We start from the raw sequence: 22,009 nt of genomic DNA, 5'->3' as shown, positions 1-22,009 counted from the left end.
AAGTGTCCCGCGCTTTATGTCGCGGCGAGCGGCTAACTCTAATAAACTTAAAACCTTATGTCAATAAAAAGTTTATCTTATTTTCATTTGTGAGAAACAGTTTTAAACTCTCAAGCCGTTCAGGCTGGTTGCGTTTCCCTGTTGCTCACGAAGGAGCGGCAAAATAGCTGATCACTCGCATTAGGTCAACAATAAAATCACCTCACCGCTATCTTTTTTGCCGCCGTTCTTCTTAGTATCTACCATTCTCATTTCTATGTCGCTGTTCTTTGGTTAAATATGAAATAGAAAAAATAGAAGAAGATATTCGATGTTCTTCTTGGTCTATAGTCTTTGTTGCTCCGAAGGGGGAAATGCTAAATGATCTGCATTAATATATGGGGCAATGTAACAATGATGTGTCTCCCCGTTTTACGTTTTACTTTGGAATAATTGATCAAAGATGGCTATACTTCTAATAAGATACGTAAATGTGTAAATAGCTATACGTGTTCTGTAGTCCATCAAGTTTACAATGGTAATTGTAGTAGATAATCTGTCAAAATGTGTTGCTGATCTTGATATCTACTTTCATGTTGTTCCTCAAAAAGGAGCCTCAAATGCCACGTATTCAAATCTCTATTCCCAATACCGTAGATTATTTGTCCATATTGGATGAAAGCGGTGAAGTCGATAGTTCGCTCGAACCAGAAATTTCAGAAGAACAGTACCTGAATCTGTATAAGGCCATGTTGCTGGGGCGTCGTTTTGACGAACGTATGCTCGATTTGCAAAGACAGGGGCGGATAGGAACTTTTCCGCCTGTCAAAGGTCAAGAAGCAGCCCAGATTGGATCGGTTTTCCAGCTTAAACCGAGCGACTGGTTTGTGCCTTCCTTTAGAGAAACTTCTGCCGAAATCGTGAGAGGCAGATCTCTCGAGTCTGTCCTGCTTTATTATAATGGTTATAACGAGGGTACGAAACTTGAGCCCAATCAGAACGATATGCCTTTAGCAATACCTGTGAGTACGCAGGTGATTCATGCTACGGGAATTGGTTTTGCTGCCAAATACCGAAAAACTGACGAGGTTGTCATGTGTTATTTCGGTGACGGGGCAACATCTGAGGGTGACTTTCATGAAGGGCTGAACTGCGCAGCCGTCTATCAAACCCCAGTCATTTTTGTCTGTCAGAACAACCAATGGGCGATATCTATCCCGCTAAGACAGCAGACAAGAAGCGAAACGATAGCCCAGAAAGCGCTTGCGTATGGTATGCCTGGCATCCAAGTCGATGGTAATGATGTTCTGGCCGTCTATGTCGCCGCACAGGAGGCAGTGCAACGAGCACGCTCTGGTGGCGGGCCAACGCTTATTGAGTGTGTCACTTACAGGGTGATGATGCATACTACCGCAGATGACCCTAAGCGTTACCGCAAGGATGATGAAGTCGAGATCTGGAGAAAGAAGGACCCTATAAGCCGATTTGAAAAATATCTGCACAATAAAAAGGTGTTAACCAGTTCTTTACAGAAAGACTTGGAAGCTGAGGTTCTGGAGAAAATACAAACGGCTGTAGGTAATGCTGAAGAGCAGATGAAAAAACTTGGTGATCCGCTGGATATGTTCAGTCATCTTTATCAAGTGTTGCCATCTCATATTCAACTGCAGAAACAGGAGTTGAAGCGTCGCCTTGAAGTAGAGGAAGGGGGGTGAACCGTGGCTAAAATGACAATGGTAGAGGCCTTGAACCTGGCTCTTCATCAGGAGATGACTAAAGATGATTCTATTATAGTACTTGGCCAGGATGTCGGCCCTGATGGAGGTGTGTTCAGAGTAACAGATGGGTTGTTTGGAGATTTTGGTGGAGAGCGGGTGGTGGATACTCCACTTGCCGAATCGGCCATAATTGGTATGTCAGTCGGTATGGCCGCCTACGGGCTAAAGCCTGTGTGTGAGATACAGTTTTCAGGTTTTGCCTACCAGAGTTTTCATCAGCTTGAAAACCACGCCGCACGTATGCGCTGGCGGACCCAGGGCAGGCTTACCTGTCCAATGGTAATGAGGGCACCGTACGGTGGTGGGGTCCGGGCACTTGAGCACCACTCAGAGAGTCGCGAAGCCTATTGGGCCCATACTCCGGGGCTGAAGATGGTGATCCCTTCCGGGCCGAGAAACGCCCGAGCACTTCTGATTAGTGCAATGCGTGACCCGGATCCGGTTATCTTTTATGAATCAAAGGCATTGTACCGGGCTTTTCGTGAAGAGGTGCCAGAGGCTGAAGAAACCATTGAAATAGGTGTGTCCCGAGTCGTCAGGCCGGGGGAAGATCTCACCATAATAGCATATGGGGCTATGCTGCGCTACGCACTTGAAGCTGCAGCAGAGTTAGAGAAGGAAAACATTGCGGCCGAAGTTATTGATCTGCTGACTATTTCCCCTCTTGATGACACTCTTATGGTTGAATCTCTTCGAAAAACAGGCAGGGGGGTGATCGTACATGAAGCCCCGAGAAGCTTTGGTGTTGGTGCTGAGGTTGTGAGCCGGTTGATGGAAGGGGCCTTTTATTATCTTGAGGCACCAATCCAGCGGGTTGCAGGGTATGATGTTGTTATCCCTTACTTTAGTAGAGAAAAAGCATATCTTCCTGACGTTAAGCGTATTATGGAGGCGGCCCGTGCGACCATGGTTGTTTAGCAGAGCGAAAAGGGCTATACCTTCTGAGTCATAGAGTCGAGCCGTTGTATTTATATGTGAATTTCAGTGTGAGATAAATTTTTATTGGAGCAGGTATGACCAAATCATTTTGTCTTCCAGATCTTGGTGAAGGGGTTCATGAGGCGGAAATTCTTGAGGTCTTTGTCACCTCTGGGCAGTCTGTTACCGAGGGAGATCCGATTCTTGAGGTTGAAACTGACAAGGCCGCGGTCGAAATCCCTTCCCCTACAACGGGGGTAGTAAGTGAAGTTTTGGTCAAAAATGGGGATATGGTAAATGTGGGGGAAATTCTTCTCATCTTTGACACGGCAGATAGTGCATCTTCGGTTTCAACAGGGGAAGATGCCGAATCGACCACCCCGAAAGGGACCGTTGACCAGACGTCCCAGTACCAGAGCAAGGATAAAAGACGTCCTGTGCCGGCAGCGCCCTCTACCCGCCGGCTTGCAAGGGAGTTGAAGGTTGACCTGTATCAGGTCTTGCCGACGGGCCCCAGTGGACTGGTAACCGCTGAAGATGTACGAAAAGCTGCTGAGAGTACAACCACCTCAGATGTCAGGCAGCTCGAAGCCGATATAATCTATGATCCTGTACCTTCATCGATCACATCAGTTTCTGGCGATCGTACAAATAGAGATGAGTTTGGACCACTAGAAAGGCTGCCGTTTCGCTCAATACGAAGAGAAACAGCCCGACGCATGGCCTATTCCTGGTCACAGATCCCCCATGTGAATTGCCAGGACACCGTTGATATCAGCCGTCTGGAAGATTTCAGGCAGCGACATAAAAAAGATGTAGAAAAAGCCGGTGGACGGCTGACCATGACTGTCTTTGCCTTAAAGGCGGTTGCCACTGCCTTAAAAAACTTTCCCTATTTCAACGCAACCTTAGATCTTGACCATCAGGAGATTGTCGTCAAAAAATATTTTAATATAGGAATCGCCGTTGATACTGAGCATGGCCTGATGGTCCCTGTTATACAAGATGTTGATCGAAAGTCGATAAAAGAACTTTCTATAGAATTACACGATAAAATACAGCGTGCCCGCAGCCGAAAGCTCACCAGAGAAGAGCTCATTGGAGGGTCTTTCACCATAACCAATGCCGGTGCCATTGGGGGCAGTCACTTCTCCGCAATTATAAATCATCCTGAAATTGCCATCCTTGGTCTTGGCCAGGGCAGGATGCAGCCCGCCGTTGTGACAGATGCTGAAGGCAATCATCAGATCCAGCCCCGGTTATTGATGCCTTTGGTCTTCTGTTTTGATCACAGGGTGGCCGATGGTGCGGAGGCCATTCGCTTTATGCAGGTAATCATAAGGGCCCTGCAGGATCCGGACGAATTACTTATTACGATGATTTAGAGTGAAAACTCATTCCTATGCAGAATATTTTGAGGTGTTTTTACCTGGGAAAACATGCGGGTATTGTCATTTCAGAATCTCAGGAGTAGGGCAGGAAAGGAGCAGATATGGTCATGGGTGATATGGAAATGACGGTCGATCTTGTCGTTATCGGCAGTGGGCCCGGTGGCTACGCAGCTGCCTTTCGTGCAGCGGATCTTGGTCTTGATGTTGCCATGATAGACCCGCGACCCTTGCCTGGTGGCGCATGTCTCCATGAGGGTTGCATCCCTTCAAAATTATATCTTTATCTGACAGAAATTTTGGGTGAGTCGAAAAAAGCAAGTGTGATGGGCCTGCATTTTGGTGAACCTGAAATTGACCTTTCCGCGATGCGGGCCTGGCAGAGTACTGTTGTTGATGGTTTGGCTAAAGGTCTAGTAAATCTCTGTGAGAGGCATGGCGTAGAACTGGTTGCAGGGATGGCCCACTTTGAAGACAGCAGGACGGTGCGTCTTGAAGGGGCTTCGCTCAGCCGGATGCGTTTTAAAAATGCTGTTATTGCAACCGGTTCAAGCCAGGTATTATTTCCAGGAACGGAGTCTTTTACAAAAAAGCGGATATTGTATTGCTCCGAAGCCCTGGAACTCTCAGCAATTCCCGAAAAGATGCTTATAATTGGGGGCGGTTATGAGGGGCTTGAGTTGGCAACTATCTATGCGGCTCTGGGATGCCGGATTACCCTTGCGGAGATGGGCGTTCAGCTTTTGCCGGACGCAGATGAAGACGTGGTCGAACCTCTATCTCGCAGACTCTCTGAGTCATTTGAAAAAATTTACACCGCCACACGTATAACATGCCTTGAAGAAGTGGAAGAGGGTGTTGTAGCAACCTTCGAAACCACACACGGTGAAGAAAAACACCGCTTTGATAAGGTTTTGATTGCAACAAGAAGAGAACCTGTCACAGCAGGCCTTGGCCTTGAGAATACCTCCGTTGAACTTGATGCAAGGGGCTTTATAATCGTAGATGAACAACAGCGATCCGCTGAAAAAAACATTTTTGCGGTAGGAGATGTGACAGGAAGGATGATGTTGGCGGCTAATGCGACCTACCAGGGAAGGGTGGCAGCGGAAGTGATTGCAGGGCAGCCAGCAGCCTATGATCTCCGGGCTATTCCCACAGTGGTCTATACCAGTCCGCAGATTGGTTGGTGTGGCCTGACTGAACGTCAGGCAAGGCTTGAAAATACACCGGTTAATATAGAGATATTCCCCTGGAAGTATTCCGGAAGAGCACATATCACAGCGGTTACAGACGGCCTGACCAAGGTCCTGGCTGACCCGGGAAATGGACGGATTCTTGGGGTGGGGATCTGCGGAGCAGACGTTGAATCTCTTATAGCCGAGGCTGTCCTGGCAATAGAAATGGGAGCTACGGTTGAGGATCTGGCGCTCAGCCTCCATCCGCATCCAACATTTTCAGAGACCTTATGTGGAGCGGCAGCAATGTTTCTGAATAACCCCCTCATAAAAACTCCTTGATGGAAGAATTGCACTTGGAAAGAGTATCGCAACTATTTCTATCTATTCAGAGCCATAACTCAACTCAGATTTTAGCCGCCAAACTAGGGTGCGACAACGCGGTGATAAGACCACGTAATTCAGCGAGGGCTTTTACCCGTCCGATGGTTGGATAGCCCGGTTGTCCCAGGCGACTGAGATCGTCTAATATATCCATGCCGTGGTCGGGTCGGATTGGAATACTGCAGTCTCTGCGCCCAGCCGCGCGGCGTTTTTTTTCCTGCCGCAGGATGGCTTGAACCAGAGCCACCATATCCGTATCCCCACTGAGATGCTCGTCTTCGTGAAAAGATGTCGGAATCCCATCGCTTTCTCTTTTTACATTGCGCAAATGGACAAAATGGATGCGGTCACCGAGGCGGTCAATCATGCCGGGCAGGTCATTGTCGCTTCTGGCCCCGAGTGATCCGGCGCAGAGGGCCACCCCATTGGCGGGAATATCAACGGCCTGTAACAGTGCATTGTAGTGCGCTTCCGTCGATGCTATACGAGGAAGACCGAGCAGTGGGAACGGTGGGTCATCAGGATGGCAGCAGAGCCGCAGACCAAGCTCCTGGGCAGTTGGTGCAACCTCCTGGAGGAAATGGGTGAAATGTTTAAACAGTTGCTCTGGACTTATATGGTTGTACTCCGCTAGATGACGCCGCACGTCTTCTAGCGTGAGCTTGTCTGTGTCTCCAGGAAGACCGCAGGCAATATTATCCACGATCTGTCTGCACTGCTCAGGATTGAACTGTTCAAAGCGTTGTCTAGCCTTTGCTGTGAGCTTTTGCGGATACTCTGTTTTCGCCCCTTCGCGTTTGAGGATAAAGAGGTCAAAAGCCGCAAAATCAACGAGATCAAAGCGCATTGTAGTGCCACCGTGGGGCATCTTCCATTTAAGATCCGTACGGGTCCAGTCGAGCACCGGCATGAAGTTGTAGCAGATCACTTCTATACCCTGTTCCGCAAGATTTTTAAGGCTGACCTTATAATTGTCTATATGTTCAAGCCAGTCTCCTGATTGTTTTTTTATATCTTCAGAAACCGGTAGACTTTCAACAACCTCCCATTGAAGTCCAGAAGGAGAGCCATCGTTTTTTCTGCCAATTTCCTGTTGTCGCCGTGCGATCTCGTCTTTTGACCAGGGCGCCCCAGGGGGGATGTGATGGAGTGCTGATACTATAGATTCAACCCCGGCCTGCAGGATATCGTCGATGGATGTCTTATCTGATGGTCCAAACCATCTCCATGTCTGTTTCATAGTAACCTCTTTACAAGGGCGGAGTTGATATTCAGGTCAGATACCGCCTGGAATTACCTGGATTATAGTTTGTGTTGTTTGTCGTATCGGTAATACGTGTTGACTAGTATGGTAGTTACTTTTATATTGCATCAGGGGGAGCGTCAAGTGGTAATAAATACATATAAAAATCCTTTGTTAAAGCAGGGCGAATCTGTTGGGCCGCAAGTGTATAAAATTTTGCGCGGACAGATTATCCACGGAAATCTTCTTCCCGGGACCAGGATCTCCGAGACGGAGATCTCAGGAACCTTTAACATCAGTCGTCAGCCGGTTCGGGAAGCCTTTATCAAATTGCGCAACGAGGGCCTGGTCGAGGTCCGGCCGCAACGGGGAACCTTTATCACCAGGATTCGAATCGATGCTGTCAGCGACGCCCGTTTCATCCGTGAAGCCATCGAAGCTGACATTGTTCAATATCTGGTGGAACAAAGCAATCCGCTGCTGGTGTCAAAATTACGGTCTTTGCTTAAGATGCAGAGAGAACTTCTTCCTCTTGAAATTGATCAATTTATGGAGTGCGATGAACAGTTTCATCGCTTACTTGCGGAATTTGCAGGAAAACCTATTGCCTGGAAAGTCATTTCCAACATGAAAGCCCATCTCGATCGGGTCCGTCATCTCAGTAGCACAATTAAACCAATCGAGCGACTCGTCAATCAACATGAAGCGATTGTCGATGCCATAGAAAAAAAGGATAAAGTTGCTGCAGATTTGGCCATCCGCGAACATATGCGGGAGGTTCTTCGTGATCTCCCTCTCATTGTTGCCAGGCAGCCCGAACTTTTTTCTGAGTATGGAGTGCCAGATATTGTTAACCTGGAAACGACCGGCTAGAGGTCGTTTCTCATTAATAATCCAAAAAGATGTTAAGGAGGTAGTATGACAATGATGAATAGGTTTGGAAAAACTCTGCTTACCCTTGCAATGAGTGCAATCATCGTTTCACCAGCCGCAGCAGCGGACATGACCCTTAAACTTGGTCACCTTGCCAACGAGGATAATATCTGGAATAAGGCTGCTCTGAAGTTCGCCGATGAACTGAAGTCCCTGACCAATGGAAAGATTGAAGTTCAGGTCTTCCCCAATGAGTCCCTGGGCAAAGAAATGGACCTGGTAAACGGTATGCAGCTTGGAACCGTTGATATGACAATAACCGGAGAGAGTCTGCAGAACTGGGCGCCCATGGCGGCTTTACTGGCTGTTCCATACGCCTATAAGTCCATTGAGCATATGGATGCTGTGGCATCAGGTGAGATTGGCGAGCAGATCAAGGCACAGATCATAGAAAAAGCAAAAATTCGTCCTATCGCCTATTTTGCCCGTGGACCGAGAAATCTGACGAGTAATCGTCCTATCACATCCCCCGCTGACCTTGACGGTCTTAAATTGCGTGTACCCAATGTTCCACTGTTTGTTGATGTCTGGAAATCTCTTGGGGCCAAACCGACACCCATGGCATTTTCCGAAGTCTTCACCTCTTTGCAGAACGGTACTATTGATGCACAGGAAAATCCACTCGCCCTGATCAAGTCGGCAAGCTTTTTCGAGGTACAAAAGTATATCAATAAAACTGAGCATGTGCGATCCTGGATCTACCTGACTCTTTCCGAGTTGACCTGGGCAAAACTTTCAGCGGATGACCAGAAAGCCGTGATGGAGGCTGCTGCACGGGCACAGAAATACGAGCGCGAATTGTTTATTGCTGATGAGCAACAACTCGTGGGAGAGCTTACCGAAAAAGGCATGACCTTTGTTGAGGTTGATGGCAAGGCCTTTGCCGAGAAAGCCAAAGATGCGGTTCTTGCAAATGTCAAACCTGAAATTCGTCCGATAGTTGAAAATCTCTTCAACCAGTAACAGGTGTTACCGGGCTATGTGATCGAGGCTACTCTGAGTCCGCTCATAGCCCGTTGTTTTTATAAAGTTTATAAGAAAAGTACTCACGTTACCTCTGAAGGCTTTTTTAACCAGCAAGATAAGGACAGAGATACATGTTGAAACAGTTTTTCACAGCCTTTAATTCCGGGTTGACAAGACTTGCCAGAATTCTGGTGGGACTTGCCTTTAGTATTCTGATCATAACCGTTACCATTCAGGTGCTTGGTCGCAGCGGCCTGTTTGACTCCCCTGTCTGGACGGAAGAACTGACCCGCTTTGCCCTCCTGTATATGACGGCTTTCGGTGTCGGGGTCTCTTATCTGACAGGTGACCTGGTCAATGTCGATATTGTCTGCGATTCGTTACCCGGTCGAATCCCCTGGTTGCTGAAATTATTATCGGCCATCATTATTGCCGCGCTCAGCGTAGCCCTCCTTGAACCGGCATGGCGTTTTACAAAGATAGGGGCATTACAGACGTCTCCTGCTTTGGGCTGGCAGATGAATTATGTTCATGCCAGTGTCCTCTGTTTACTGGGCTTTCTCTTGCTTTTCGCCCTTTCTCGCATCGGTTCACTGTTGCTGGACCTTTCACCTGCCAGCAAAACAGAGGAGTTGAAGGTATTATGAATCTTGCTATCCTGTTTGGTGTATTTGTGGGGGGGCTGGTAATTGGTCTGCCAGTGGCCGTTACTCTGGGTGTCTCTTCTTTTTGCTATCTCGTTGCAGCGGGTATCCCGCTTGTGGTGATGCCCCAGAAGATGTATGCGGGAATCGACGTGTTTGTACTCCTTTGTATTCCTGGGTTTATCCTGGCTGGAAATTTGATGAATAACGGTGGTATCACGGAACGTATCATCCGTTTTGCCAACAGTCTGGTCGGCTGGGTGCGTGGAGGACTGGGACTGACCAATGTGGCTGCTTCCATGCTCTTTGGCGGTATCTCCGGAACCGCTGTGGCAGATGCAGCCTCAATAGGTGGAGTGATGATTCCCGGAATGAAGAAAGCAGGATATCCTGCTGATTTTTCCGCAGCAGTGACCGCTGCTTCATCGACTGTCGGACCGATTATTCCGCCAAGCGTACCAATGATCATCGTTGGAGCCTTGTCTGGGCTTTCCGTTGGCAGGATGTTTATAGCAGGAGCTGTCCCCGGTTTCCTCCTCGGTGGGGCCATGCTGGTGACGACCTATATTATTGCCAGCAGAAGAAAATTCCCCAGGCAGAAGTGGATGGGCTTCAGGGCAGTTGGCCGTTCTTTCCTTGGTGCCTTCTGGGCACTGGCAATGTCTGGTCTGATAATAGGTGGTATGATCAGCGGGTTAATGACGCCTACAGAAACCGCCGTTATTGCCTGCATTTACGCGGTGATCGTCGGTGTTTTTTTCTATCGGGAGCTGCCGGTCAAATTAATACCAAAGATCCTGGTTGACAGTGCCGTATCTTCAGCTGCCATCCTTGTGCTGGTTGGCTTTGCCAATGTCTTTGGCTGGATTCTGGTGTCGGAACAAATTCCCCAGACCATCGCCAAAGGTGTTTTGAGCATTACCCAGAACAAATATCTGATCATCCTGCTGATCAACATCCTGTTGTTGTTTGTGGGTATGTTCATGGAGACCATTGCCGCCCTGATCATTTTATTTGTGCCGCTGCTCACTCTTGCCCAGAGTGTAGGTATAGATCCTCTGCATTTTGCGACCTTTGCCGTACTCAACCTGATGATAGGTCTGACAACGCCTCCGGTAGGGGTCTGTCTTTTTGTCTGTGCAAATATAGCAGAATTGCCCCTGAGTGCGGTAATAAAGGCGATTTTCCCTTACCTGATTACTAATATCATCGTGTTATTTCTGGTTTCTTATATTCCGGAAATATCTACCTGGCTCCCTGGTTTATTACAACAATAAGGAATTTGGGCTGTATGAATAACTCCCCTGGCCAATGATAACCGGGGGGCCTTGAGCTGAGGTGATATCAGCTTTCCATGTGGCTGGACTACTCTGATTCTGTCACGGCCCAGCTCTCCTTGGAAAAAATAAAAGCTGGACCGGAGGATACTGCAGGGTTTCTGGTCTATATTCTGGGCCATCTCATCTGGCAATAATCTACTTATTGCTCCAATGGGCCTGTGAATCCAGGAGTTGCCCGTATTTTCTTTGCTCTTTTCACTTCTATTTTCTGAGGTTAAGACTTAAAACGGAGACCGGACAATGCCTGAAAATTTTCTCCGAGGTTGTGCCAAACATATAGTCATGGAAATTTGTTCGTCCCTTCGAGCTCATGACAACAAGATCAGCGTTTTCTGTATCTACCACCTTTAGAATTTCCTCATAAGGAACGCCAAGCATAATAATAATCCGTACCGGCACCTGTTTTGGCACCAGTTCACGGGTTAGAGTCTCTGCACTGTGAGTACGTTTTCTACTCTCGTCATCGATAAATTTTTCGAGCGTAATTATTGCTGGATCTTCATGTTCACAGATGGTCTTGATGTAATCTATTTCCTTTTGGTCTATGACGCATACGACGATCAGCTCTGCCCTATTTCTCTTTGCAATCGAGGCTGCGTATTCAAGAACCCTTGAGGAGAATATAGAAAAATCCAAACCGACAACAACTCGTTTTATATTTGTCATTGTTATGCCTCCTTGTTGCGGTTCTTCTGGTTCCTGATAAACCGTTCCCGGTTTCTCGCGCTAAGCACCGGTACAGGTGAATGGCGGAAAACCTTTTCTCCGGTAGAGCCATGCAGCGTGCCCAGAAGATTACTCTTTCCTTTATTGGCAATAACTACGGTGTCAATGTTTTCAGACTCCACAGCCTTCAGTATCGCTTCGTAGGGCATGCCGACGTCGATCTTGATGCTTGTTTTCGTTGTGTTGTCAGGAAAGTTTTCAGTAAACATCTGTTGAACTTTTTGTCGGCGGTCAACCTTTGCCTGCTCAATATAACTTTCGACACTGATGCCTCCTGGGAGGTATGGGCTTGCACTCCTCATAACATCAAGCTCTGAACTGTCGATGACGTTAAAGAGTAGTATTTCTGCATCTAAGTCTTTTACCAGCGTCAGCGCATGTTCCACCGTCTGAACTGTATAGTCTGAGAGATCTACACAAGCCATCACCTTTTTAATCTCTTTCATTTCAGCCCCCATTTGCCATGGTGTTTGCAGAGATCTGCAACTAACTGGAACAGAGGTCTTCTCACGCCTCATGCTCCTTTTTATCCTTCATAGCTTCGAAACATCTCTTTCAGTGTATGTTTTTGCAATTACAGTGCCATTCGTTAGTAACTGCAATGACTATGAGGTTCACCTCAAGAAAAGAGTATAAAGGAGTTGCCAGCCTTGCACATTCAAAGAGCGAAAAACTAAAAGAGATCTCCACCATGGAATCCAGACGGATCCTGGAGTTGTTTTAAAGGATATATGTCAAGCATCTTTCCAATCTGTAAAGAGAGCTGACACCGTCTTGAGTTTTACTGTAGCGCCTGTCTTTTGGCTGGTCTTTGAAATAGTGACCGTTTTCTTTACTAATAATTTGATATTATTGAGTAAAACTAAATAAACATAGGGGGGTAATGAATTTGTGAACCGTACGAAGTAGATTGATAACTAAATGTGTCCATGGCATGAAAACTGCTAATTGTAGTCAAAAGACTTTAGGCGTTTTGTATAATTTACTGATTGTAGTATCACTGTTTAATACAGGAGGAGTAAAAATGTCATCACTCGCATTGTTCCCGTGTTCCGCGACTCTCGATTCAGGAATCATAGGTGAATTATCGAAGACTCTGTCGCTTACCGTATACACCGATAATAATCTTTTTGGTGAGACGGCCGAACGTTTTTCGGTAAATCCCGAGCGGTTGAAGAAGATAATGTACAGTAAGACTTCGGTTTTCAACCAGTTCACGCTGGAAAAAGAAAAATCTATAAATATGTTCAAACAGATCCTGGCCGATAAACTCGCATCACCTGTTGAATATCTATTTCATGGTTTTTTAACTTCCCTTATTCCTCCGCCGGTAACAGAGGTATTGAGGGTTCTGGTTGTCGATCAAAAAGAAGGAAGAATCGAGCGGGCTATTACTCAAGGGGTGAATAGGGGAGAGGCGAAAAAGAATATCAGACATCACGATGTGAGTGCATTTTACTGGACCGATTTCCTTTTTAAAAAAGAGGCATATGACAGCTCTCTATATGATCTGGTTATTCCGGTGGAAGACAAAAATCATCGACAGATCACCAAAGAAATTCTGAGTAGTTTTCATAAAACATCTGTTTTGCGAACACCTGAATCCCAGAGCGCGGTAAAGGACATGAAGATGCAGGCGGAAATAGAACATCTGTTACTTGCAAACGGTCACAAAATGGATTCCAGGGTAAAAGCGGGCCATGTCACGCTGATTATCGATAATAGTGTCCTCGGTTTCTCCCGCCTGAAAAATGAGGTTACAGAATTGGTCGAACAGGTATCTGGTGTTACCGGGGTAAGTATAGAGAGGTGTAAAAGTTATGTCGAGTCCGTGTATCGCCAGCAAAAGTTCGAGCTTCCCTCGAAGGTCCTTTTTGTTGACGATGAACGGGAATTTGTGCAAACCGTTTCCCAGAGATTGAACAGCCGTGACGTCGGAACCTATGGGGTTTTTGACGGCCAGCAGGCCCTGGAGTTAATAGCGGAAGATCGTCCGGATGTTATGGTTCTCGATTTAAAGATGCCAGGAATGTATGGAGTGGAAGTTCTGCGCAAAACCAAGGAGATCGCGCCTGAAGTTGAGGTGATAATTCTCACAGGACATGGAACGGCAAAAGACAGAGAGGATTGTCTGGAACTCGGGGCCTTCGCTTATTTGAATAAGCCGGTAAATATAGAGGAACTGTCAGCTACAATCAAAGCAGCCAACGACAAAGTTCACGCCGTTGTCCATGCATCTTAAAGAAAAATTTTGTTGAGGAGCACAACCAATATGGACAAAAATCTACACGCCAAAGTGCTACTTGTCGACGATGAAGAGGACTTTATCAAGACCTTGTCTCAGCGACTGGAGATGCGTGGTCTTAAGGTCTCTGCGGCAACCCGGGGGGAAGAGGCGGTCGGCCTTGCGGAGAAACAAACCTTTGACGCCATTGTAATAGATCTTGCCATGCCGGGTATGGATGGCCTGGAGACCTTAAAGCGGATCAAAGAAAACAATCCCGATGCTGAAATTATCATGCTGAGTGGTCAGGGGACGGTCAAGGCCACGACTGAGGCGATGAAACTCGGTGCGGAGGACTTTCTTGAAAAGCCTGTGGACATGAAAGACCTGCTCGAAAAAATAAATGAGCTGAAAACCAAAAGAATACTCGTTTTGCAGAAGAAGTCCATGGAGGAGATAGAGCAGATTCTTAAAACCAAAGCCTGGTGATTCCCAATTAAAGGAATCACATAAATAGCAGGCATGCCAGGTCTCTTGGCTTTTACTTGAGCTGTTTTAAACGACAAAGGAACTGCAGGTATTTGCAGATGATGGAAAATTTTGTTTTTCTGTCAGAATGAGTAGATGAACATTGAAATGGTGACCCAAATGTCCCTGACAAAAGATATTGTTGAAAATAAAATTCTTAAGCCTGCAGAGAGCGTGGCTCGCCCACGAATATTTCTGTTTGACTGGAAACGTGTGTTCTTTATTTTGCTCGGTCTTGGAGTTTTTACAGGGATATATTTTTCTCCTCCCTGGGCCGCTGCAATTGACCCTCTTGGGGTCAGTTTCGAGCTGAGCCGGCAGGCAAAAGGTGCCCTTGCAGTTTTTGGTCTTGCCGCGATATGGTGGGTCTTTGAAGTTGTTCCCATCGGGGTTACCAGCCTGGCAATCGGTACCCTTCAGGCCCTGTTTCTGATCAGAGATCCGAAGGTTGCCTTCAAAGATTTTATGGACCCTTCGGTACTGTTCATTTTCGGTTCTCTGGTTATAGGTATGGTCTTTACCAAAACCGGTTTAACCAAGCGCCTTGCATACAAGATGCTCTCCATCATCGGTGAACGGACAAGTATGATCTACCTTGGCTGTTTTGTAATGACGGCACTGCTCACCCATCTTATGGCCCATACCGCTGTGGCCGCCACCATGTTTCCTCTGCTGATGGCAATTCATGCGTTGTATTCTGAAGATGAGGAGCCGACCCGTTTTGGTAGAGGCCTGTTTATCGGAATGGCCTATGTGGCTGGTGCGGGAAGTATTATCACCCTGCTGGGTGCTGCACGGGGTGCCGTAGCCCTTGGTTTTTATAAGGATATCATGCATGTTGATATCTCTTTTTTCCAGTTGACCCTGTATATGTTTCCCATCGGTTGGTTGATGGTCTTTATGCTCTGGGCGTTTTTTATGCTGGTCTGCAAACCTGAAAAAGCCCGCATCGAAGGTCTTAAGGAGCGGGCCAAGAGCATGTACGAAGGACTGGGACGCTGGTCCACGGATGAAATACTCGTTGTCCTGATTGTATTTTCGGTGATTCTCATTATTGCCCTGAAAAACTTCGTTCCGGCCCTTGAAGGACTTGATAAGACTGGAATCCTGCTTGTTTCCACTATCTCATTTTTTATTTTAAACATCCTCAATATCAAAGATCTGGAAGAGATACCCTGGAATATAATCCTGTTGTTTTCAGGTGCGATGTCCATTGGTTTCTGCCTTTGGGACACAGGCGCCGCCAAGTGGCTGGCCATTAACTGGCTGCAGCTGTTTAAGGACTCTTCAGGAGTGGTATTTATTCTGGGAATGGCGTTTTTTGTAATGATTATGACCAACTTCATCATGAACGTTGCGGCAATCGCAATTTCCTTGCCGGTGGCACTGGTCATTGCACCATATCTTGGCGTTGCAGGTGAAGTTATTCTTTTTGCTTCGCTGCTTACCGCTGGTATGCCTTTTCTGCTGCTCGTAGGTGCTGCACCTAACGCAATTGCCTACAGTTCTAAGCAGTTTACTCCCGGTCAGTTTTTTCTCTACGGGATTCCAGCAAGTATTCTGCTAATGTTTGTCGTCTGGCTCGCAATCACTGTAATCTGGCCATTAATGGGTATGACGGTTACAATACCTGCAGGAGGCTGATTCTATTCTGAGGGTAAAGGATGAAAACCGGTTGACGGGGGCGCTACAACGGACCGTCAACCGGCGCTTTAAAATGAGGCATCCCTTGCTGCTTGCAATAGAAAGGGGTGCCATGAGACCCCTTTATTTTTACTACATATGAATAGCTGATACCATGAAACCACTCTCTGCCTTTATTCATAAAATTGTTCCCTATGCTTTCAAAGATGTAGATAATTTCGAGCTTCACCCAAGAAGCTACAGCCAGGTTCGCCTGCTTCTCTTTTTCATAATGATCGCAATTTCCATAGGGCCGGTGCTCACCACGGCAGGGCTTGGTTACTATAACTACAAAGAACTGTTACAAAAGGAAGAGCGGGGGCAGCTGGAGTCGAGGCTTGTTGGTTCCAGCAGATCCATTGCAGCTCTGATTGACAGCCTTAAATCCATAGTGATCTTTGTCGCCAGTAAAAACCGTTACGTAGAGCTTACAACTGATAATAATTTAGAATTACTCTTTGACCGGATAAAACGGCAGTATGAATTTTTTGCAGATATAGGTGTCATTGATCAGGATGGTATACAGCAAAGCTACTGGGGGCCCTATGATCTTAAAGGAGCGGATTATTCAAAAGAGGAATGGTTTAAAGAGGTTATTGCAAGGGGTGTCTATATCAGCCGGGTCTATTCGGGGTACCGCCTTGTCCCGCACTTTGCAATAGCCGTGGCCAACCAGAATCCGGTAACTAAAAAGCATTGGGTGTTGCGGGCCACAATTGATGCGGTTACCCTGCAACGGTTTGTAAATACGATAAAAACCAATGCCTCAGATGATCTTTTCCTGGTGGATGATGAAGGGTATCTTCAGACGACCTCAGAGAATTTCGGTCAAAACCTTTCCCAGCTGGTGGAAGATATCAAGCCTGGAATTCAGCAGGGAATATCAGCCGGAGGAGAAAATTTATTTTATGGAATGGATAAAATAAAGGACACGCCCTGGTCGGTGGTGCTCGTTGAAAAACGTTATATCCATCATGAGGAATGGACGACTTTCCGCAGTAAATTGCTGGTCATCGTTGTTGCCTGTCTGGTGTTGAACCTCCTCATCGTATATGGTCTGGTGACTATGCTGACAAACCTTATTCGTAAAGCCGATGAATTACAGGTATCTATGTTGCAGGAAGCTGAACATACCGATAAACTGGCTTCGATCGGTCGACTGGCGGCAGGAGTGGGGCATGAAATCAACAATCCGTTGGCGATTATCAACCAGAAGACGGGTCTTGCAGAGGACCTGATGCTTCTCTCACCGGATTTTGAGCACAAGGAAACCATTAGTGGTTGTCTGAAGGTTATTGATCAGAGCGTTGATAGATGTAAGGCTATTACCCATCGTCTGCTGGGCTTTGCCCGCCGTTCGAACGTGCAGTATGAAAACGTGCAGGTCAATGAGGTCATAAAAGAGGTTATGCAGTTCCTGGAAAACTCCATGCTCCACAGCCGTATTCGTCTGGAGCTTAAATTACAAGAGGACCTACCGCCTATTCTCAGTGATCATCTGCAACTACAGCAGATATTTTTAAATATCACCAACAATGCCATTGACTCAATGAGCAAAGAAGGTCTGGTGACGATTATGACCCACCTCGTGGCGGGGGAAGTTCGGGTAGTTATTCAGGATAACGGCTCAGGTATACCCACTGATATACTGCCACATATTTTCGAGCCGTTTTTTACCACCAAAGAGACAGGCAAGGGGACGGGCCTTGGCTTATCCATTACCTACGGACTTGTAAAAAAACTTGGAGGCGATATAACTGTTCGATCCCATGTTGGCCAGGGAACTGCATTTACAATAACTTTACCCATAAAGAGTGAAGATCATGACCAAAACTGAAAGCGGAAAACTAAAGGTGCTGATCGCCGATGACGAGGTTGAGTTTGCCTCCACCATAGTTTCACGGTTGAATCTGAGAAATTATACGGCAAGCATGGTAAACTCTGGCAAACAGGCACTTGAGGCGATAGAAATTGATCCACCGGATGTACTTCTGCTCGATTTAAAGATGCCCGATCTTGACGGCCTGGAGGTGCTTGCCACTCTGAAAAAGACCTGTCCGGATCTGGTCGTCATCATTCTCACGGGTCATGGTTCGCTGGAAGCGGGGGAAATGGGTAAAGAGCTTGGCGCTTTTGATTATGTGATGAAACCTGTGGATCTTGGGCAGTTGATTAAAAAAATTGAAAAAGCATTTCAGATGGCCCATGAAAATGCTCCAGAGAAATGAGGCAAATCGAAAAAAACTGTGAAATGAACATGGATGTTCAGGCGGGACTTTCCCTGATGAACTATCTCAACGACGGGATACCTTTTACCGGGTATGTGCGGCTCATATATTTGGAGTAGCTGATAATGGAACAAATGAATACCGATAGGGCCTGCGTGCTGGTCTTTGCTAAAATTTCTGCATCAATCTCCCATGAAATCAAAAACACCCTGTCTATTATTAACGAGAATGCGGGCCTTTTAGAGGACTTCGCCCAGATGGCAGAAGAGGACGGTGGGGTTGCCGTTGAAAGGGTTTATACTGTTACTAAAACCATTGCCAAGCAGGTGGACAGGGCCAACATCATCATGAAAAATCTCAACCGCTTCGCCCATAGCGCCGATACCAGTCTGGCCCATGGCAGCCTTGACGACCTTCTCCAACTGGTCGTGGCATTGACCGGCCGTCAGGCTGACATGAAAAAGTTGACAACGACTTTGATCTGTCCGCCGGGTGTTGCCTTGACGACATATCTCATTTCTCTTGAATCACTTGTATATTTATCTTTGCTGACACTTTTTAAGACGGCCCAGGAAAATAGTGAGATTACCATTGAAGCGATAAACGAGGGGACAACGATAAGTATGAGTTTCACCCTTCATGAAAATGCAGACCTGTCATCCAGCTCGTATCCGGATACCGAACAAAAACTGCTGGCAGAGCAGCTGGGGGCATCATGGAAATGCGAAAAAAATCGTTTATTCCTCACCTTTCCGGCGGTCATCGGCTGATCAGGCTTGTCCTATCTCTAAGTTTGAGTCATACAAAATGATACCAATGGTTAACAACAGGCAGGAATAATGTGTCGGAATTAATTTGTATTGACAAGTCAGTTTTTATTTGAAAATACAATATAATATCTGGTCAACGGGGATTATATCCGCTTGTGTTACTATTTGCCGAGGTAGGGGAAGAAGAATGGTGTCCCATTTAAGTCTTAGAGCTCGAATTCTTGGAATCTTTATCGCCATGGCAGCTATTGTTATGGGTGGCGGTGTGTGTATGCTCTGGTACACCTATCAGATTGATCATGCCTTTGCCACCATGGTCAATAAAGAGCTGGTGTTGCATAAAATCGCCGGAGATATGGAGCTTGGACTGGCGAATCAAAAAGGACTTTTGACCTATTATCTGGTGGATGGTGACAGCAAATGGCTCCAATCCCTTGGCCAGTATCGCCAGATTTTTCAACAGAATCTCGATAAGGCACTTTCCTTTGATTTAAGTTCTGAGCAAAAGGAAGATCTGAACATTATCGCCGAAAAGTATGCGGTTTATGTCAAGGCGAAAGACTATGCCATCGAGAACTATAAAAGCCATAGTATCCACGGAAACATTTCCAGCCTTCACGAAAAGCAGCGGCACGTTTTTTTTGCTTTACTTGAACAGTGCCGGGCCTTTAGTCAACGACAATGGGATATTATTGAAAAAATAAAAGATAAAAATACCCGGCAGGCCGTAAAATTACGGGCTGTCGTAACCGGAGCCGTTGTTGTTTTCATTAGTCTTTCCTGTATCTTTCTCTTTTTTCTCTACCAACATATTCTCGGGCCCATCCGTTTGCTGGCAATTGAGGCGGGAAGTTCCCCAAAAGACAGTAATCGAGATGAGGTGGAATCGTTGAAGCAGTCTTTGCAGGGGATGATGCGTGATTTTGATCAGACCCATGATGAGCTGACAAAGAGTCGTAAACATCTGATGCAGGCCGAACGTATGGCCATGGTGGGAGAGCTTGCTGCAGGGGTTGCCCATACCATCCGCAATCCTTTCACCTCAATAAAAATGAGAATGTTTTCTTTGAGCCGGACGCTGAATCTCGATGATGTGCAGAATGAGGACCTCAACGTCATCTCTGATGAAATAGCCAGGATAGATAAGATTGTGCAGAATTTTCTGGAATTTGCCAGGTCGCCAAAACTCAAGCTTCGCGAATGTAATCTGGCAGAATTAATCCAGTCCGTGATCATCCTCCTCGAATACAGGTTAAAGGAATACGACGTTGACCTTATCTATGAACCCGGTATTGATCTGCCAAAGGTGTGCGTTGATTCGGACCGGATCAAGGAGGCACTGGTAAACCTTGTGACGAATTCCTGCGAAGCCATGCAGCCGGGTGGCCGTGTCTATATTTCAGAGTCTCGGGAGGAGGATACGGACCTTGGAGAAGTTGCTGTTCTGAAAGTGAGAGATACAGGGCCCGGGGTGCCTGAATCGATCCGTTACAAGATTACCTCTCCATTTTTCACAACCAAGGAAAGCGGTTCGGGGCTTGGTTTGAGTATTGTCAACAGGATCATGAAGGAGCATAACGGCAGACTTATTATTGAATCCTCCATCGATCAGGGCGCTGAGTTTATACTGAAAATACCGATTAACGGGGATGTGTCATGAGCTCTATACTCATAATTGATGATGATCAGCAGCTATGCCTGAGTTTTAGCAAGATTCTCAGTCAGGACGGCTATAAAACTGAAATGGCCTTCAGCGGTCAGGAGGGTATCAGCAAGGTCAAGAGCCAGAAGCCCGATCTGGTTATCCTCGATATTCGTCTGCCCGATATGACGGGGATTGAAGTCTTCGAAGCTATTCATGATCATTTCCCCAAACTGCCGGTGATTATCGTTACCGCCTACGGTACGACTGAAACGGCAATTGGCGCGATCCAAAAAGGTGCCTACGACTATATTTACAAGCCTTTTGATGTGCCTGAGATGCTTTTGCTTGTTGCTAAAGCGGTGGCCGCAGGTCGCTGCATGTCCTCACCTGTGGATGTTAATCCTGATGGCGGGATATTGTACGAGCATGAAGCGCTTGTGGGCAGCAGCCTGGAGATGCTTGAGGTGTACAAGGCCATTGGCCGGGTTTCCTCAACCGATGCGACTGTCCTTATCAGGGGCGAGTCAGGGACCGGAAAAGAACTCGCATCCAGGGCAATTTATAACCATTCACTCCGCGCTGATAAGCCTCTGGTGGTGATAAACTGCGTGGCGATTCCGGATACACTTTTAGAGAGTGAATTGTTTGGCTACGAAAAGGGCAGTTTTACCGGAGCGGTGCATAGAAAGGTCGGTAAGGTTGAGCAGGCCAAGGGAGGAACTGTATTTCTCGATGAAATAGGGGATATGCCGCTGACTATACAGTCCAAGCTGTTGCGTCTTCTTCAGGAGAACAGTATTGAAAGACTGGGTGGTAAAGAACCCATAGATGTCGATGTCAGGATCATTGCCGCCACAAACCGTGACCTTGAAGAGGCTGTCTCCAAAGGAACCTTCAGGGAAGACCTCTATTACCGGTTGAGGGTGGTGACCATAACCATGCCGCCACTGCGGAAGCGAATTGACGATATTGTGCCGTTGTCTCAATACCTACTGGCACGTCTTGCAAGAGAGATGTCCATTGTCAATCCCGGTGTATCTAAAGAGGCCATTGAAAAAATTAAAAGCTATGATTGGCCCGGTAATATCAGAGAGTTATCAAACACCCTGAAAAAGGCCCTGATTTTTAACAGAGGTGCACCTCTTCTGGCTGAAGATATAACTTTTCACAGCCGGTCACTGCAAAACCTCGTGGAAGATAAGGCTGCAGAGGAAAATGATTTGATACGGGGTTGGATTCGTGAAGCCTTAAGGGAGAATAAGAGTGAGAATTTTTTTGAATCCTGCCTCGATCTTGTGACGGAGCTCCTTGTTCAGGAGGCCCTTGTAATGACCAATGGTAACAGGTCCAACGCGGCAAAGGTACTGGGTATCTCCCGGCCAACCTTACACGCGAAGATTGAAAAATATAATATTAGCCCCAGGTATCAATGAATTATTGATACCCGAGATTGG

At 46.7% G+C, this 22,009-nt stretch carries 19 protein-coding genes; 16 read left to right on the top strand and 3 right to left on the bottom strand.

What is annotated here, in order from left to right:
• Nucleotides 1-599: 599 nt before the first annotated feature.
• The 4 genes from pdhA (at nucleotide 600) to lpdA (ending at nucleotide 5,583) form a co-directional block, all read left to right on the top strand.
• Nucleotides 600-1,694: a pyruvate dehydrogenase (acetyl-transferring) E1 component subunit alpha gene (pdhA, locus tag FCL48_RS18895; RefSeq protein ID WP_136874523.1), complete on the top strand. Its 1,095-nt coding sequence runs from the start codon at nucleotides 600-602 to the stop codon at nucleotides 1,692-1,694.
• A gap of 12 nt (nucleotides 1,695-1,706) precedes the next feature.
• On the top strand, nucleotides 1,707-2,675 hold the full coding sequence (locus FCL48_RS18890; protein ID WP_305791029.1) for an alpha-ketoacid dehydrogenase subunit beta: 969 nt from the start codon (nucleotides 1,707-1,709) through the stop codon (nucleotides 2,673-2,675).
• A 95-nt stretch (nucleotides 2,676-2,770) separates the two neighbouring features.
• Nucleotides 2,771-4,060 carry a dihydrolipoamide acetyltransferase family protein gene (locus tag FCL48_RS18885; RefSeq protein WP_136874522.1) on the top strand — a complete coding sequence of 430 codons (1,290 nt, stop codon included), beginning with the start codon at nucleotides 2,771-2,773 and terminating at the stop codon, nucleotides 4,058-4,060.
• Between the two features lie 113 nt (nucleotides 4,061-4,173).
• On the top strand, nucleotides 4,174-5,583 hold the full coding sequence (gene lpdA, locus FCL48_RS18880; RefSeq protein WP_240744889.1) for a dihydrolipoyl dehydrogenase: 1,410 nt from the start codon (nucleotides 4,174-4,176) through the stop codon (nucleotides 5,581-5,583).
• Between the two features lie 64 nt (nucleotides 5,584-5,647).
• Here lpdA and uxuA read toward each other — a convergent pair whose 3' ends face one another.
• Nucleotides 5,648-6,865, bottom strand: a complete 1,218-nt coding sequence (uxuA, locus tag FCL48_RS18875; protein ID WP_136874518.1) for a mannonate dehydratase — start codon at nucleotides 6,863-6,865, stop codon at nucleotides 5,648-5,650.
• Nucleotides 6,866-7,012: 147 nt separating this feature from the next.
• Here uxuA and FCL48_RS18870 point away from each other — a divergent pair, with 147 nt between their 5' ends.
• From FCL48_RS18870 to FCL48_RS18855, 4 genes are all read left to right on the top strand, one after another.
• Nucleotides 7,013-7,741, top strand: a complete 729-nt coding sequence (locus FCL48_RS18870; RefSeq protein WP_205747765.1) for a GntR family transcriptional regulator — start codon at nucleotides 7,013-7,015, stop codon at nucleotides 7,739-7,741.
• Between the two features lie 54 nt (nucleotides 7,742-7,795).
• Nucleotides 7,796-8,764 carry a TRAP transporter substrate-binding protein gene (locus tag FCL48_RS18865; RefSeq protein WP_371418686.1) on the top strand — a complete coding sequence of 323 codons (969 nt, stop codon included), beginning with the start codon at nucleotides 7,796-7,798 and terminating at the stop codon, nucleotides 8,762-8,764.
• Nucleotides 8,765-8,898: 134 nt separating this feature from the next.
• Complete coding sequence (locus FCL48_RS18860) at nucleotides 8,899-9,414, top strand: TRAP transporter small permease (RefSeq protein ID WP_205747764.1); 516 nt, start codon at nucleotides 8,899-8,901, stop codon at nucleotides 9,412-9,414.
• Nucleotides 9,411-10,688 carry a TRAP transporter large permease gene (locus FCL48_RS18855; RefSeq protein ID WP_136874512.1) on the top strand — a complete coding sequence of 426 codons (1,278 nt, stop codon included), beginning with the start codon at nucleotides 9,411-9,413 and terminating at the stop codon, nucleotides 10,686-10,688. The genes FCL48_RS18860 and FCL48_RS18855 overlap by 4 nt, the downstream gene beginning before the upstream one ends.
• 264 nt (nucleotides 10,689-10,952) lie before the next feature.
• Here FCL48_RS18855 and FCL48_RS18850 read toward each other — a convergent pair whose 3' ends face one another.
• Nucleotides 10,953-11,417, bottom strand: a complete 465-nt coding sequence (locus tag FCL48_RS18850) for a universal stress protein (protein WP_136874511.1) — start codon at nucleotides 11,415-11,417, stop codon at nucleotides 10,953-10,955.
• A 2-nt stretch (nucleotides 11,418-11,419) separates the two neighbouring features.
• Nucleotides 11,420-11,923 (bottom strand): universal stress protein, encoded by a 504-nt coding sequence (locus tag FCL48_RS18845; RefSeq protein WP_169309282.1) that lies wholly within the window; start codon nucleotides 11,921-11,923, stop codon nucleotides 11,420-11,422.
• Between the two features lie 578 nt (nucleotides 11,924-12,501).
• On the opposite strand from FCL48_RS18845, the gene FCL48_RS18840 reads away from it, so the two are divergent.
• The 8 genes from FCL48_RS18840 (at nucleotide 12,502) to FCL48_RS18805 (ending at nucleotide 21,988) form a co-directional block, all read left to right on the top strand.
• Nucleotides 12,502-13,719: a response regulator gene (locus tag FCL48_RS18840; RefSeq protein WP_169309281.1), complete on the top strand. Its 1,218-nt coding sequence runs from the start codon at nucleotides 12,502-12,504 to the stop codon at nucleotides 13,717-13,719.
• Nucleotides 13,720-13,749: 30 nt separating this feature from the next.
• Nucleotides 13,750-14,190 carry a response regulator gene (locus FCL48_RS18835; RefSeq protein ID WP_136874505.1) on the top strand — a complete coding sequence of 147 codons (441 nt, stop codon included), beginning with the start codon at nucleotides 13,750-13,752 and terminating at the stop codon, nucleotides 14,188-14,190.
• Nucleotides 14,191-14,325: 135 nt separating this feature from the next.
• Nucleotides 14,326-15,873, top strand: coding sequence for an SLC13 family permease (locus tag FCL48_RS18830; protein ID WP_240744888.1), 1,548 nt, complete (start codon nucleotides 14,326-14,328; stop codon nucleotides 15,871-15,873).
• A gap of 154 nt (nucleotides 15,874-16,027) precedes the next feature.
• Nucleotides 16,028-17,749, top strand: coding sequence for a PAS domain-containing sensor histidine kinase (locus FCL48_RS18825; protein WP_136874503.1), 1,722 nt, complete (start codon nucleotides 16,028-16,030; stop codon nucleotides 17,747-17,749).
• Entirely contained in the window at nucleotides 17,736-18,140 is a 405-nt protein-coding gene (locus FCL48_RS18820) for a response regulator (RefSeq protein ID WP_136874501.1), read from the top strand. The genes FCL48_RS18825 and FCL48_RS18820 overlap by 14 nt, the downstream gene beginning before the upstream one ends.
• Nucleotides 18,141-18,265: 125 nt before the next feature.
• Nucleotides 18,266-18,910 (top strand): hypothetical protein, encoded by a 645-nt coding sequence (locus FCL48_RS18815; protein ID WP_136874499.1) that lies wholly within the window; start codon nucleotides 18,266-18,268, stop codon nucleotides 18,908-18,910.
• Nucleotides 18,911-19,097: 187 nt separating this feature from the next.
• On the top strand, nucleotides 19,098-20,570 hold the full coding sequence (locus FCL48_RS18810; RefSeq protein WP_136874497.1) for an ATP-binding protein: 1,473 nt from the start codon (nucleotides 19,098-19,100) through the stop codon (nucleotides 20,568-20,570).
• Nucleotides 20,567-21,988, top strand: a complete 1,422-nt coding sequence (locus FCL48_RS18805) for a sigma-54 dependent transcriptional regulator (RefSeq protein ID WP_136874495.1) — start codon at nucleotides 20,567-20,569, stop codon at nucleotides 21,986-21,988. The genes FCL48_RS18810 and FCL48_RS18805 overlap by 4 nt, the downstream gene beginning before the upstream one ends.
• Nucleotides 21,989-22,009: the final 21 nt, after the last annotated feature.

The sequence above is a fragment of the Desulforhopalus sp. IMCC35007 genome, from assembly GCF_005116575.1.
In the GTDB taxonomy this organism is placed as follows: Bacteria; Desulfobacterota; Desulfobulbia; order Desulfobulbales; family Desulfocapsaceae; genus Desulforhopalus_A.
This window is presented reverse-complemented; position numbering and strand designations above follow the sequence as displayed.